Genomic DNA, 13,143 nt, shown 5'->3' on the forward strand with positions numbered 1-13,143 from the left:
GCCCGGTCCCGGCGCGGCAGGTGACTCGGCGCTGCCGCGATGCTTCCATGCCGGCCAAGCAACAACAGCGCATCGGAGGAACGTCATGGAGAAGAAGATCGTCGCGATCACCGGCGGGGCGTCGGGCATAGGCCTCGCCTCGGCGCGTGCGGCTGTCGCCAGGGGCTGGCATGTCGCCGTCTGCGACCGCGACATCCGGGCGCTCGCCAATGCTGAGACGACGCTCGGCGCCAAGGCGACCTATGCGGCTGTCGACGTCACCGACGAAGCCGCCGTCGACGCCTGGATCGGCGAGGCGGCGGGCCGCGGGCGGCTCATCGGCGTCGTCACCTCGGCCGGCCTCGGCGCCGACGTGCCGGCGCTGGAGACCAGCGTCGAGCTGTTCCAGCGGGTCCATGCGGTCAACGTGCTCGGCACCTTCATCACGGCGCGCGCGGCCGCCCGCATCATGGCCGATGCCGGCGGCGGGTCGATCGTCACCATCGCCTCGGTCTCCGGCGTGCGCGGGTCCAAGGGGCGCGTCGCCTATGGCTCGTCGAAGGCCGCCGTCATCAACATGACGCAGGGGCTGGCCACCGATCTCGCCCATCTCGGCATCCGCGCCAACGCCGTCTGCCCCGGCCCGGTGGAGACGCCGATGGTCGCCGCGATCCATGATCCGGCGACACGCGAGCACTGGGTCAAGCACGTGCCGATGCGCCGCTACGGTTCGGTGGACGAGATCGCCTCGCTCGTCGCCTTCCTGCTCGACGACAGCCAGTCCTCCTACATCACCGGGCAGGCGATTGCCGCCGATGGTGGCTTTGCCGGTGCGGGCCTGACGCGGATCGACACCTGATTTGACCGGTTTTCGGGCAGGTGCGACGACCTGCCATCCGCCGAAGGGCTGAATCGGCCCCGTTTCGCGCGAAACCGCATTGACCCGGCCGTACTCATGAGTAGGTTGCGCTCGTGTCCGGCCCCGTTGCGGCCGGCCGCAAGGAACGCATGGGCGTCGAAGACGGCTGAAGCCGCGCGGCGCCTCCCAGGGAGGAACTGGCGTTGTCGCCATTGCATCCGGTCGCGCCCGTGCGGCCGCCCGCCGCCCGTCTCGATGTCGAGAATCTGTCGCTGCAGTTCGGCGGCGTGAAGGCGCTCGACGGTATCGATCTCTCCGTCGCGCCCGGCTCCATCACCGCGCTGATCGGCCCTAACGGTGCAGGCAAGACCTCCGCCTTCAACTCCATTTCCGGCTTCTACAGGCCGAAGACCGGCACGGTGAAGCTGGACGGCGAGGACATCACCAATGTGCCCGCGCGCGACCGCGCCAAGCTCGGCCTTGCCCGCACCTTCCAGAACATCGCCCTGTTCCGCGGCATGACCGTGCTCGACAACATCAAGCTCGGCCGGCACGCGCACCTGACCACCGGCGTGCTCGACGCCTTCCTCTACTGGGGCAAGGCGCGTCGCGAGGAGATGGAGCTGCGCGCCGAGATCGAGCGCGACGTCATCGACTTCCTCGAACTCGACCATATCCGCAACGTGCCGGTGGCGATCCTGCCCTACGGCTTGCAGAAGAAGGTCGAACTCGCCCGCGCGCTCGCCATGAGGCCGCGCATCCTCATGCTCGACGAACCGGTCGCCGGCATGAACCGCGAGGAGACCGAGGACATGGCCCGCGCCATCCTCGACGTGCGCGACGAATGGGGCGTGACGGTGCTTCTCGTCGAGCACGACATGGGCATGGTCATGGACATCTCCGACCATATCTGCGTGCTCAATTTTGGCCGCCGCATCGCCGCCGGCACGCCTGCGGAAGTGCGCGCCAATCCCGATGTGATCAAGGCCTATCTCGGCGCCGGAGCGGAACCGCCGCGCGCGCCGATCGGCGAGGTGGCATGATGGCCGTGGAATTCGTCGACATCGTCGAAACGAGCCTCGCCGGCCTCGGCACGGGATCGCTGATGGCGCTCACCGGGGTCGCCTTCGTCATCATCTACAAGGCCACCAAGGTCATCAATCTCGCCATCGGCGAGATGCTGATGATCGGCGCCTTCGTCTTCTACGGCTTTTCGGCGGGGCTTTCCCTGCCGATCTGGGCCTCGGTGCCGCTGACGCTGGCGGTGGCCGCGGTCATCGGCGGGCTCATCGAGCGGACCATGATACGTCCCCTGCTGAAGGACAATCCGGTCTCGGTCTTCATGGTGACGATCGGCCTCACCTCGGTGCTGATCGGCGTCGTCGAGCTGATCTGGTCGGCCGAGCCGCGCCGCCTGCCGGAGTTCCTGCCCTCGCAGCCGATCATCATCGCCGATGCCTTCATCGCCTCGAAGACGGCCTATTCCTTCCTGATCGCCGCGGCCGCCATGGCGGTGCTGATCACGGTCTTCTCCTTCTGGCGCGGCGGCATCGCCCTGCGCGCCACGGCGACCGACCGCGCTGCGGCCTCATCCGTCGGCATCGACGTGCCCGGCGTCTTCTCCTTCTCCTGGATGCTCGCCGCCGTCGTCGCCGCGCTCGCCGGCATCCTCGTCGGCTCGGTCGGCGGCATCTCCTCGGCCATGGGCCTGTTCGGTCTGTCGGTCTTCGTCGTGGTGATCGTCGGCGGGCTCGATTCGATCCTCGGGGCGCTCATCGCCGGCCTCTTCATCGGCTGGCTCGAGGCGATGGTCGGGCGCTTCCTCGGCGGCGAGTTCAAGCTCCTCGCCACCTTCTCCATCCTGCTGGTCGTGCTGGTCGTCAGGCCCTACGGGCTGTTCGGCACCCACGAGATCGAGAGGCTCTGAGCATGCCGCGGAAAAGTGGGAACCGGTTTTCCGGCAACGGCATGCGGGGGGCCTTCTGATGCGCGTCGGCACCGCCAAGGAGAGCTATGCGGCCGACCAGGGCCTGTTCAAGACCGACACGCAGACGGTCTGGTTCGCCCTGCTGCTGGCCGCCCTCGTCCTCTATCCGCTGCACGGCTCCAACTACTGGATGTTCCTCGCCGTGCTGGTGATGATCAATGTCATCTCCACCACCGGCCTCAACGTCCTCACCGGCTATACCGGCCAGGTCAGCCTCGGCCACGCCGCCTTCATGGCGGTCGGGGCCTACACGGTCGCCTTCTTCGACGGCCGCTTCGGCACGCCGGTGCTGCTCAATCTCGTCCTGGCCGGCGCGGTGGCGGCCGGCATCGGCTATTTCGTCGGCCTGCCCTCGCTGCGCATCAAGGGCCTCTATCTCGCCATCGCGACGCTGGCGGCCTCGGTCATCCTCGGCTTCGTCTTCCTCAACTGGACGCCGGTGACCGGGGGCCTCAGGGGCTTGAACGTCCCGACCGCCCGCATTGCCGGGATCGAGCTGGCGACGCCGGACCGTCTCTACTGGCTGGTCATGCCGATCTGCGTGGTGATGGTGCTGGCGGCGAAGAACCTGTTCCGCACCCGCGTCGGGCGCGCCTTCATCGCCATCCGCGACCGCGACATCTCCGCGGAGATCATCGGCATCTCGCTCTTCAAGTACAAGCTGATGAGCTTTGCCATCTCCTCCTTCTATGCGGGTGTCGCGGGCGGCTTGTGGGCCTATCTCTTCCGCGTCGTGACGCCGGAGAGCTTCCCGGCGCTCGCCTCCATCTTCTTTCTCGCCGCCGTCATCGTCGGCGGTGCCGGAACCATCATCGGCGGCATCTTCGGCGCCGTGTTCATGACCCTCATCCCGGAGTTCCTGAAGCTCGCCGCCACCGGCGTCGTGCCCTGGTTCCCGGATGCGCCGATCTACCTCGCCCCCATCCGCAACATCATCTTCGGACTGCTCATCATCGGCTTCCTCATCTTCGAACCCATGGGGCTCGCGGAGATGTGGCGCAGGACGCGCCGCTACTTCGCCCTCTGGCCGTTCAGGACGTGAGCCCAAGAGACATAACCGCCGCCAAGGCGGGCCCAGCACCCTCAAGGAGACACCCATGACCCGACTGTCCCGCCGTGCATTCCACCAGCTCGGCCTCGGCGCCGCCCTCGTCTCGACGGCCAGCGGCCGCGCCTTCGCCCAGGCTCCCGAACTCGTCATCGGCGCCGCCAATCCGATGTCCGGCGTCTTCGCCTTCGCCGGCGTCGAGGGCTTCGAGGGTGGCCGCGACCACTTCGAGTTCGTCAACAAGAACGGCGGCGTCGCCGGCCGTCGCATCCGCTACGTCAACGAGGATTCCGGCTACCGCGTCGACAACGCCGTGGCGATCTTCACCCGCATCACCTCGCAGCATCAGACGCCGGTGTTCTTCGGCGACTCCACCGGCTTCCAGAAGGCCATCAACCCCGAGCTGAACCGCCGCGGCACCACCGTCATGGCCGGCGCCTCCTTCGCCTCCGAGATCGACAATCCGCAGGCCTTCCCGAACCAGTGGATCCCCGGCCCGAACTACTCCGACCAGATGCGCGTGCTGCTGCGCTACATCGCCAGCCAGAAGAAGGGCGCCTCCGTCGTCTTCGTCCACTCGGACACCGAGTTCGGCCGTGACCCGATCGCCGCCGGCGAGGCCGAGGCCAAGCGCCTCGAACTCAACCTTGTCGAGAAGATCGTGACCCAGCCGGGTTCGGTCGACGTGTCGGGCGACGTGCTGAAGATCCGCCGCCGCAACCCCGACTTCGTCATCTTCCACGGCTACGTGCTGCAGCCGATCCCGGAGTTCATGGCGCAGGCCCGCCAGGCCGGCATGACCTCGAAGTTCATGGGCACCTTCTACTCCACCGACACGGTTCTCATGAACCGCGCCGGCGCCGCCGCCGACGGCTACATGGGCGTTTCCTGCTACAACTTCGATGCGAACGCCAAGGGCGTCCAGATCGAGGCGATTCGCGCCGCCAATGTCGGCAAGACCCGCACCCACGCCTATTACCAGGGCTGGACCAACGCCATGCTGGCCATCGAGGTGCTGCGCCGCACTCTCGCCGCCAACGAGGAGCTGAACGCGGTCAACATGATGAAGCATGCGCGCGCGCTGAAGAACTACGACACCGGCGGCGTCTTCGGCGTGCCGATCTCCATGGTCGGTAACTCCTTCCCGCACGGCCGCGTCTATCAGTTCAGCGCCGCCGACAAGATGCTGAAGCCGGCGTCCGACTGGATCACCATCGCGCCCGCCGCCTGATCCCGGATCGGGGCGGCGGGCAGGTCCCTGCCGCCCCGACCTTCCTCTCCCGCAGAGCCTTGAGAACACCATGGCGACGACCGGCGACCTGATCCTCGAGGTGAACAACATCGAGGTGGTCTACAACAAGGCCATCCAGGCCCTGCGCGGCCTGTCGCTGGCCGTTCCCAAGGGCAAGATCGTCGCCCTGCTCGGCTCCAACGGCGCCGGCAAGTCGACGGTGCTGAAAGCCGTCTCCGCTTTGCTGCCGATGGAGAACGGGCTGGTGACCGAGGGCCGCATCAGCTTCGACGGCGAGCCGGTCGAGCAGAGCGCGCCGCACAAACTCGTCCGCCGCGGCCTGTTCCACGTCATGGAGGGCCGCCGCATCTTCGGCGACCTGACGGTGGAGGAGAACCTGACCGCCGCGACCTATGCGCTGACCGGGCGTCCGGACGTGACCGCGGATTTCGATATCGTCTATCGCTACTTTCCGCGCCTCGCCGAGCGCCGCAAGTCCATTGCCGGCTATCTGTCGGGCGGCGAGCAGCAGATGCTGGCCATCGGCCGCGCGCTGGTGGCGAAGCCCCGCGTCATCCTGCTGGACGAGCCCTCGCTCGGCCTCGCCCCGCTGCTGGTCGAGGAGATCTTCTCCATCATCGCGCGGATCAACCGGGAAGAGGGCGTCTCCATGCTGCTCGTCGAGCAGAACGCCTCCGTCGCCCTCTCCATCGCGCACTACGGCTACATCATGGAGACCGGGCGCATCGTCATCGACGGGCCGACCGAGAAGCTCACCGCCGACCGCGACGTTCAGGAGTTCTATCTCGGCCTCGCCCACAAGAGCTATCGCGACATCAAGCACTACAAGCGGCGCAAGAGGTGGCTGTCATGACCGCAACCGTCCTTCCGCTCGACATGGCCCGCGAGGCCGCGAACCCCGCCGCCACCGATCCGGCCGCGGCCCTGCCGCCGCTCTCGGTCGTTCAGATGCTGAAGAAGCACGCGATGGAGCGCGGCAGCGAAATCGCCATCCGGCAGAAGCGCTTCGGCATCTGGCAGCCGACGACCTTCGCCGAATACTGGCTGCGCTCCTGCCACGTCGCGCTCGGCTTCCGGGCGCTCGGCCTCGCGCCGAAGGGCCATGTCGGCATCATCTCCGAGAACCGCATCGAATGGGTGCTCTCGCAGATGGGGGCAGGGGTTCTCGGCGCCGTGACGGTCGGCGTCTATCCGACCAGCCCGTCCAACGAGGTCGCCTATGTCCTCGACCACGCCGACTGCGCCATCGTCGTCTGCGAGGACCAGGAGCAGATCGACAAGGTGGTCGAGGCGCGCGCCGACCTGCCGAAGGTCAGGAAGATCATCGCGCTGGAGAACCGCGGCCTTTCCGGCTACGAGCCCGGTCTCGTCATGACCTTCGACGAGGTCGAGGCGCTCGGCCGGGCCGAGTACGAGAAGAACCCCGGCATCATTGACGAGCTGATGCAGGGGCATTCGCTCTCCGACATTGCTCTGCTCATCTATACATCCGGATCAACCGGCAAGCCGAAGGGGGCCATGCTCTCCTTCCGCAACATCCGCGCCGGCGCCAACGGCCTGCTCGACCGCTACGGCATCGGGCATGGCTGGACGACGCTGTCCTATCTGCCGCTCTGCCACGTCGCCGAGCAGGCCACCACCATCTTCGGCCCGCTCTATTCCGGCAGCCAGGTGAACTTCGGCGAGAGCCTGCGCACGGTGCAGGAGGACCTGCGCGAGGTGGCGCCGATGACCTTCCTCGGCGTGCCGCGCATCTGGGAGAAGATGCACTCCGGCATCCGCGTGAAGATGTACGAGGCGCGCCCCGTTCAGAAATGGCTCTACAGGACGGCCTTCGACCTCTGCTCGCCCTTCGCCGACAAGCCGCGCGGACAGTGGTCGCTCGCCGACAAGGCGAAATATGCGCTCGCCTATGTCGCGGTGTTCCGCGCCCTGAAGAACGCCATCGGCCTCACCCGCTGCCGCGTCGCCTTCACCGGCGCTGCCCCCATTTCGCCGGAGGTGATCCGCTTCTTCCGCGTCATCGGCGTGCCGCTGGTGGAGATCTACGGCATGACCGAAACCTCGGGCGGCATCCTCGGCCAGACGCCCGACGACGTCATCATCGGCACGGTCGGCAAGCCGATGAAGGGCACGCAGGTCCAGCTCGCCGAGGACGGCGAGATCATGGCCCGCGGCGCCGCCATCTTCGAGGGCTACTACAAGAACGAGGAGGCGACGGCGCAGACCATCGTCGACGGCTGGCTGCGCACCGGCGACGTCGCCGAGATGCAGTCCGGCCACTTCAAGGTCGTCGACCGCAAGAAGGACATCATGATCACCGCCGGCGGCAAGAACCTGTCGCCGACCGAGATCGAACACGCGGTGAAGATGAGCCCCTTCATCAAGGAGTGCATCGTCTTCGGCGACCGGCAGAAATATGTCGCGGCCCTGATCCAGATCGACATGGAGACGGTCGGCAAGTGGGCCGAGATGAAGGGCATCGCCTTCACCAACTACAAGAACCTGTCGCAGGCGCCGCAGGTGGTGGAGCTTGTCCAGCAGGCCGTCGACAAGGCCAACGAGACGCTGGCGCAGGTGGCCAACATCCGCCGCTTCGAGATCCTCGACAAGGAACTCGACCACGACGACGGCGAGGTCACGGCGACGATGAAGGTGCGCCGCAAGGCGATCGAGGCGAAATACGCCGACGCGATCAGGCGCCTCTACGCGTGAGGGGAGCGCCGCGAGGCCCCCTCGGCGGGACCTGCGCCTTGCATCACCGGAGTGCGTCCTTCGAGGCTCGCCTCCGGACGATGCTGACGCATCGCCGGCGCCTCGCACCTCAGGATGAGGAAGGGTGTGTCTGGCATCGGCGCCAGTGAGGCGAAGCCGGTCGCGCATCCAGGCCGCCACGCAGGTCACAATGGTCCTCATCCTGAGGTGCGAGCGTGAGCGAGCCTCGAAGGACGCACTTCGTTGGTGCAAGGCGCTGCCCGCCTGGCCGGTGCGTATCCGGCAACCGAGCTTGCTCAAATGAGCGTCGTCAAACTCCCAGTCCCCGCCCCGCCTCCGTCACCATCAGCACCTTGCCGTCGCGCCCGCCCTCGCCGGCGAGGGTCATGGCGCGGACCGCCTCGGCCATCGGGACCACGGCGGCCACCGGCGTGGTCAGCGTGCCGTCGGCCATGCCCTTCGCGACCCGCCCGTAGGTCTCTGCGATGCCGGTGCGCCCGGCGTCCTGGAACCAGTGGATCAGCCAGAAGCCCTTCAGCGTGATCTTGCGGAAGATCAGGTGCTGGGCATCGATCCGGCACTGCTCGCCGGAAAGAAGCCCGTAGTTCACCACCGTGCCGCCCTCGGCGAGGCCACCCGCCATGACGCCGGTCGCCGCGCCGCCGATGGCGTCGATGGCGAGCTTCACCGGCGCGCCGCCGGTCGCCTCCTGCACGCGTTTGCGGAAGGCGCGGGCGTCCTCCAGCGCATCGGCGAGGACGACGGTGCCGCCGGCCTCCTGCACGCCGGCCACCGCGCTCTCGCGTCGCACGATGTTCAGCGTGTGGATGCCGCGCTGCCTGGCGAGCTTCACGAGGAAGGTGCCGACGGCGGAGTTGGCGGCGTTCTGCATCAGCCAGTCGCCGGGCTCAAGCGCCACCTGGTCGGAGAGTAGCGCCTCGGCGGTGGCGGGGTTGCCCTTCAGCATGGCCGCCTGCTTCAGGTCGATGTCGGCCGGCAGCTTCATGACGAGCGAGGCCTTCATCGTCACCCGCTCCACCCAGCAGTTGAGGATCATCGGCGAGACGATGTCGCCGACGGCAAGACCGCTCACGCCCTCGCCGAGCGCGGTGATGCGGCCCACCGCCTCGCCGCCGGGAATGAAGGGCAGCGGCGGCCGCGAGGTGCCGTAGAGCCCCTGGATCTGCAGCAGGTCCGAGGGGTTGATGTTGAGGACGAGCATCTCCACCGTCACCTCGCCCGGCCCGGGCGCTGCCGGCTCGGGCAGGTCTTTGAGGTGGATGGTGGTGGCGGGATCGCCGAACCCCTCGATGACGATGGCCTTCATGCTGCGTCCTCCGGTGCGGCTCGGCTGTCCCGCCGATGCGATGTGATCAGTCGGCGAAGCCGACGAAGCGATAGTCCGGCGCCGAGGTGTTGTGCCGGCTCGGCACGGCGCGGGTCAGCTTCATCTCGATGCCCTCGCCGCCGCGGAAGTCCATGACCGGGCTCTCCTGCCAGCGGTTGGCGCCCGCCGCCCGCCATTCCACCCGCGCGCCGTCGGCATTGGTCTCGGTGACATACATGGATCGGAGGGCTGCGAAGGGGCGGCCGGAGATCGGCTGCGACAGGGCGACGTCGAGCGACACGCGGCTGCGGTCGAGGCCGGCGACCTTCACCTCGGCGGAGCCGCCGAGCCTGAAATCGAGGTGGAAGGTCAGCGTCGCCGGATCGAAGCGGATGGCGCGCATGTTGACGATCGGCCGCTGCATCACCTCGATCGGCCCGACCAGCATGGAGGTGCCATAGACGATATCGGTGAGGTTGGCCGGCGGCTGCGGCTTCAGGCGCCAGTAGCCGTCGACCGGATAGATGACGAGGAACTCGTAAGGCTCCTTGCCGGGCTCCTTGTGGTAGAGCTGCACCAGGTGGAAGTCGTCCTCGGTGCGGTTGCCCACCCTGAACGGCACCCGGTCCGGCCGCCAGAACTTGTCGAAGGTGATGCCGAGCACCTTGATGCGCGCGTCCTCGTACATGACGACGTCGCGCGGGGTGAAGCGGAAGTCCTCCTTGTCGGTGATGGTGCAGTCGGTGAAATCCGGCGCGGTGATGTCCTGCACGATGGTGCCGACGGCAGCCGGATGCAGCGCCTCGACGCGAAAGCGGCGCACCGTCGCCCCATGCAGCCTCAGGTCGACATTGTCCTCCTCGGCGCAGAGCGTCGGCACGCTCTCATTGGCGATGCGGACACTGGCGGGTGCGGCAAGGGCTGGCGGGCCGAGTGCTGGCGACGCGCATGCGATCAGGCCGGCGAGAAGGATCAGACGGGTCATGCAGGGGCTCCTCGCCCATCGCCTAGCAGGCTGCGCCGCTCCCGCAAAGCCCGTCCGGCGCGCGGTCAGTTGCGATCGTCGGGAAGCACCGGCAGGGCGTGGAACTCGATGCCCTCATCGGCGAGTTCCCGCGCCTCGTCCGGCGTCGCCTGGCCGAAGATCGAGCGGTGCTTCGTCTCGCCGTAGTGGATCTTGCGCGCTTCCTCGGCAAAGCGGTCGCCGACGGGGTCGGCGTTCTTCACGAGGTGCTCGCGCAGTTCGCGGATCTTGGCGCGCAGTTCCTGTTCGACCGGCGAGACCATGGCGACCGGCTCGGCGGCGGCGGCTGGAACCGGCGGGCCGGCGACAGGCACGGGCTTGGGACGGCGGTCGCGGCGCGCCACCTGCGGCGCCATCAGCGCCTTGTCGATCCGCGTCGATCCGCAGGCCGGGCAGGCGACGAAGCCCTGCTTCCTCTGGGCCTCGTAGCTCTCGGATGAGGGGAACCAGCTCTCGAATTCGTGCGCTTTCTCGCAGTGGAGGGCGTATTTGATCATGGGATGTCGGCGACGCTGAACACCCGGCCATTGGCCAGCGAGGGAATGCGCCCGCGGGTCTCGTCCACCCTGGCCGGGTCGATCTCGGCGAGGATTACGCCCGGCTCGTCGTGATCGGCCTCCGCGAGGATGCGGCCCCAGGGGTCGACGATGAGGCTGTGGCCATAGGTCGCGCGGCCGCAGGCGTGCATGCCGCCCTGCGCCGCCGCGACGACGAAGGCCCCGTTCTCGATGGCGCGGGCGCGCATCAGCACATGCCAGTGCGCCTCGCCGGTCGGCACGGTGAAGGAGGAGGGGATCGCCATCACGCCGGCGCCCTGCTCGGCGAGCGTCCGGTAGAGGTTGGGGAAACGCAGGTCGTAGCAGATGGTGACGCCGAGCCGCGTCCACGGCAGGTCGGCCATCACGGCGACGTCGCCCGGCGCATAGGCCGCGGACTCGCGATAGGTCTGGCCGTTGGGCAGGTCCACGTCGAACATGTGAATCTTGTCATAGGCCGCCACCACCTCGCCGTCGGGGGAGATGACATAGGCGCGGTTCGCCGCCTGCCGCTCGCCGACCCTGATCGCCAGCGAGCCGACATGCAGCCAGATGCCGAGCGTCATGGCCTCGGCCTGGAACAGCGGGATGGACGGATCCTCGTCCTCCGAGCGGATTTCCTCGAAGAATTTCGGCCGCTCCGGCTGCAGGATGTTGGTCATCTCCGGCGTCTGCACATAATGCGCGCCGGACCGCGCCGCCTCGCGGATCAGGGCGATGGCCTGATCGACGCTCGGCTTCACCGTGACATCCGCCCGCATCTGAACGCAGGCCGCCGTGAAGGGTCCGCTCGTCGCCTCCGCCATGGGTCAGGCGCCAAGCATCGGGTCGAGCTTGCCGGCGCTATCCAGCGCATGGATGTCGTCGCAGCCGCCGACATGGCGACCGCCGATGAAGATCTGCGGCACGGTGGTGCTGCCGCCGGCCTTCTGGATCATCTCGGCGCGGCGCTCGGGATGCTTCTGGATGTCGATTTCGGTGAAGGCCGCGCCCTTCTTGCGCAAAAGGTCCTTCGCCGCATGGCAGTAGGGACAGTAGTCCTTCGTGTAGACGATGATCTCGGGCATCACGGCTTCCGTGGATGTGTCACAGGCCCTCAGATATGGACCGCGAAGGGACCCTCCACAACCCTCGCCGCCGTCAGCACGTCGATGCGCGCGGCCCCCGCCCGCCTGAACACCCGGCAGCAGGCCTCGATGGTGGCGCCGGTGGTCAGGACGTCGTCGACCAGCACCACCCGCTTGCCGCGCACCCAGCCCTTGCGGTCCTCGGCGATGCGAAAGGCGCCGGTGACATTGTCCAGCCGCTGCGCCCGCGTCAGGCCCACCTGGTGGCGGGTGCGGCGCACGCGCTTCAGCAGCATCGCCTCGTTGGCGATGCCGGTGCGCTGCGAGAGGTGCCGCGTCAGTTCCGCCGCCTGGTTGAACCGCCGGGCGACAAGCCGCGTCCAGTGCAGCGGCACCGGCACGAGGGCGTCCGCGTCGGCGAGCATCTCGCGCCCGGCGACCGCCATCCACCCCGACAGCGCTACCGCGACTTCCAGCCTGTCGCCATATTTCAGGCCGTGGATGAGGGCGCGCCCGACCTCGTCGAAGCGGAAGACGGCGCGGGCGCGGTCGAAGGCCGGCGGGTTGGCGATGGCCTCCGGCGACAGCGCGCCGGGGCCGAGGTCGAAGGCGAGCGGCGTGCCGAGCCGCTCGCAGACCGGCGCGGTGATGAAGGCGACGCCCTTCCAGCAATGAGGGCAGAGCGCGTGATGACTGCCGACGGGGTTGCGGCAGGCAAGGCACAGCGGCGGCAGCAGCCAGTCGAGGGCGCGCGAGGCGCCAGCCGCCAGCCGCCGGCGGACCGGTATCGCGGGCGCCAGCGCGTCGTCCTCACCATCCATCTCCAGAGCCTACCGCTGCGCGGCGGACCCGATCAGTCGGACAAACCCGGTGGGGGCAAAAGAAAAGCCGCCGTGAAACGGCGGCTTTCCCCAGCGGTGGACGGCAGTGCCGGTCAGGCGTGGCCGGAAATCCACTGCTTCAGCGCCGCCTGCGGGGAGGCGCCGGTCTTGCGGTCGACCATCTGGCCGCCCTTGAAGATCATCAGCGTGGGGATCGACATGATGCCGTAGTTCGAGGCGATCTTCGGGTTCTCATCGACATTGACCTTCACGATCTTCACCTTGTCGCCCATCTCCGTCGAGATGGCGTCGAGGGCCGGCGCGATCATGCGGCAGGGCCCGCACCAGGGGGCCCAGAAATCGACCACGACGGGCGTCTCGGACTTGATGACGTCGGCGTCGAAGGTGGCATCGGTGGTGGCGGCAACTGCGCCCATGGCACGTCTCCCAGAGGTCCGGAGGAATCGGTTCGTTGGGATCAAGGTAGGCGCGGCGGGGGCCGGGTTCAAGGCGAGGTCCGAGGATGTT

At 67.9% G+C, this 13,143-nt stretch carries 14 protein-coding genes; 7 read left to right on the top strand and 7 right to left on the bottom strand.

All coding sequences use genetic code 11. From position 1 onward, the window contains the following. Positions 1-85: 85 nt before the first annotated feature. From ACJ4V0_RS00710 to ACJ4V0_RS00740, 7 genes are all read left to right on the top strand, one after another. Positions 86-838, top strand: a complete 753-nt coding sequence (locus tag ACJ4V0_RS00710) for an SDR family NAD(P)-dependent oxidoreductase (protein ID WP_448297620.1) — start codon at positions 86-88, stop codon at positions 836-838. A gap of 230 nt (positions 839-1,068) precedes the next feature. Next, positions 1,069-1,881, top strand: a complete 813-nt coding sequence (locus ACJ4V0_RS00715; RefSeq protein ID WP_448297621.1) for an ABC transporter ATP-binding protein — start codon at positions 1,069-1,071, stop codon at positions 1,879-1,881. Then, positions 1,881-2,765, top strand: a complete 885-nt coding sequence (locus tag ACJ4V0_RS00720) for a branched-chain amino acid ABC transporter permease (protein ID WP_448297622.1) — start codon at positions 1,881-1,883, stop codon at positions 2,763-2,765. The genes ACJ4V0_RS00715 and ACJ4V0_RS00720 overlap by 1 nt, the downstream gene beginning before the upstream one ends. 58 nt (positions 2,766-2,823) lie before the next feature. Continuing rightward, positions 2,824-3,867 carry a branched-chain amino acid ABC transporter permease gene (locus ACJ4V0_RS00725; protein ID WP_448297623.1) on the top strand — a complete coding sequence of 348 codons (1,044 nt, stop codon included), beginning with the start codon at positions 2,824-2,826 and terminating at the stop codon, positions 3,865-3,867. A gap of 55 nt (positions 3,868-3,922) precedes the next feature. After that, positions 3,923-5,104, top strand: coding sequence for an ABC transporter substrate-binding protein (locus ACJ4V0_RS00730; protein WP_448297624.1), 1,182 nt, complete (start codon positions 3,923-3,925; stop codon positions 5,102-5,104). 70 nt (positions 5,105-5,174) lie between these two features. After that, positions 5,175-5,978 carry an ABC transporter ATP-binding protein gene (locus ACJ4V0_RS00735; RefSeq protein ID WP_448297625.1) on the top strand — a complete coding sequence of 268 codons (804 nt, stop codon included), beginning with the start codon at positions 5,175-5,177 and terminating at the stop codon, positions 5,976-5,978. Next, positions 5,975-7,840 (top strand): AMP-dependent synthetase/ligase, encoded by a 1,866-nt coding sequence (locus tag ACJ4V0_RS00740; protein ID WP_448297626.1) that lies wholly within the window; start codon positions 5,975-5,977, stop codon positions 7,838-7,840. Before ACJ4V0_RS00735 ends, ACJ4V0_RS00740 begins: the two co-directional genes overlap by 4 nt. 310 nt (positions 7,841-8,150) lie before the next feature. On the opposite strand, the gene ACJ4V0_RS00745 is transcribed toward ACJ4V0_RS00740, so the two are convergent. From ACJ4V0_RS00745 to trxA, 7 genes are all read right to left on the bottom strand, one after another. After that, positions 8,151-9,167, bottom strand: coding sequence for a zinc-dependent alcohol dehydrogenase family protein (locus ACJ4V0_RS00745; RefSeq protein ID WP_448297627.1), 1,017 nt, complete (start codon positions 9,165-9,167; stop codon positions 8,151-8,153). A 46-nt stretch (positions 9,168-9,213) separates the two neighbouring features. Continuing rightward, complete coding sequence (locus tag ACJ4V0_RS00750; RefSeq protein ID WP_448297628.1) at positions 9,214-10,152, bottom strand: hypothetical protein; 939 nt, start codon at positions 10,150-10,152, stop codon at positions 9,214-9,216. A gap of 65 nt (positions 10,153-10,217) precedes the next feature. Next, entirely contained in the window at positions 10,218-10,688 is a 471-nt protein-coding gene (locus ACJ4V0_RS00755) for a DUF1178 family protein (RefSeq protein WP_448297629.1), read from the bottom strand. Continuing rightward, positions 10,685-11,533: a carbon-nitrogen hydrolase family protein gene (locus ACJ4V0_RS00760; RefSeq protein WP_448297630.1), complete on the bottom strand. Its 849-nt coding sequence runs from the start codon at positions 11,531-11,533 to the stop codon at positions 10,685-10,687. Before ACJ4V0_RS00760 ends, ACJ4V0_RS00755 begins: the two co-directional genes overlap by 4 nt. A 3-nt stretch (positions 11,534-11,536) precedes the next feature. Continuing rightward, complete coding sequence (gene grxC, locus ACJ4V0_RS00765) at positions 11,537-11,794, bottom strand: glutaredoxin 3 (RefSeq protein ID WP_448297631.1); 258 nt, start codon at positions 11,792-11,794, stop codon at positions 11,537-11,539. A gap of 29 nt (positions 11,795-11,823) precedes the next feature. Beyond that, positions 11,824-12,615 carry a ComF family protein gene (locus ACJ4V0_RS00770; protein WP_448297632.1) on the bottom strand — a complete coding sequence of 264 codons (792 nt, stop codon included), beginning with the start codon at positions 12,613-12,615 and terminating at the stop codon, positions 11,824-11,826. A gap of 113 nt (positions 12,616-12,728) precedes the next feature. Then, on the bottom strand, positions 12,729-13,052 hold the full coding sequence (trxA, locus tag ACJ4V0_RS00775) for a thioredoxin (RefSeq protein ID WP_448297633.1): 324 nt from the start codon (positions 13,050-13,052) through the stop codon (positions 12,729-12,731). Between the last annotated feature and the right edge of the window lie 91 nt (positions 13,053-13,143).

Source organism: Phreatobacter aquiterrae (assembly GCF_053471285.1).

Excerpts from the sequence above, each read along its gene's own strand:
- ACJ4V0_RS00735 (WP_448297625.1), top strand. The coding sequence starts at position 5,175 with ATGGCGACGACCGGCGACCTGATCCTCGAGGTGAACAACATCGAGGTG.
- ACJ4V0_RS00720 (WP_448297622.1), top strand. The coding sequence starts at position 1,881 with ATGGCCGTGGAATTCGTCGACATCGTCGAAACGAGCCTCGCCGGCCTC.
- ACJ4V0_RS00755 (WP_448297629.1), bottom strand. The coding sequence starts at position 10,688 with ATGATCAAATACGCCCTCCACTGCGAGAAAGCGCACGAATTCGAGAGC.
- ACJ4V0_RS00770 (WP_448297632.1), bottom strand. The coding sequence starts at position 12,615 with ATGGATGGTGAGGACGACGCGCTGGCGCCCGCGATACCGGTCCGCCGG.
- ACJ4V0_RS00750 (WP_448297628.1), bottom strand. The coding sequence starts at position 10,152 with ATGACCCGTCTGATCCTTCTCGCCGGCCTGATCGCATGCGCGTCGCCA.
- ACJ4V0_RS00725 (WP_448297623.1), top strand. The coding sequence starts at position 2,824 with ATGCGCGTCGGCACCGCCAAGGAGAGCTATGCGGCCGACCAGGGCCTG.
- trxA (WP_448297633.1), bottom strand. The coding sequence starts at position 13,052 with ATGGGCGCAGTTGCCGCCACCACCGATGCCACCTTCGACGCCGACGTC.
- ACJ4V0_RS00745 (WP_448297627.1), bottom strand. The coding sequence starts at position 9,167 with ATGAAGGCCATCGTCATCGAGGGGTTCGGCGATCCCGCCACCACCATC.
- ACJ4V0_RS00730 (WP_448297624.1), top strand. The coding sequence starts at position 3,923 with ATGACCCGACTGTCCCGCCGTGCATTCCACCAGCTCGGCCTCGGCGCC.
- ACJ4V0_RS00760 (WP_448297630.1), bottom strand. The coding sequence starts at position 11,533 with ATGGCGGAGGCGACGAGCGGACCCTTCACGGCGGCCTGCGTTCAGATG.
- ACJ4V0_RS00710 (WP_448297620.1), top strand. The coding sequence starts at position 86 with ATGGAGAAGAAGATCGTCGCGATCACCGGCGGGGCGTCGGGCATAGGC.
- ACJ4V0_RS00740 (WP_448297626.1), top strand. The coding sequence starts at position 5,975 with ATGACCGCAACCGTCCTTCCGCTCGACATGGCCCGCGAGGCCGCGAAC.
- grxC (WP_448297631.1), bottom strand. The coding sequence starts at position 11,794 with ATGCCCGAGATCATCGTCTACACGAAGGACTACTGTCCCTACTGCCAT.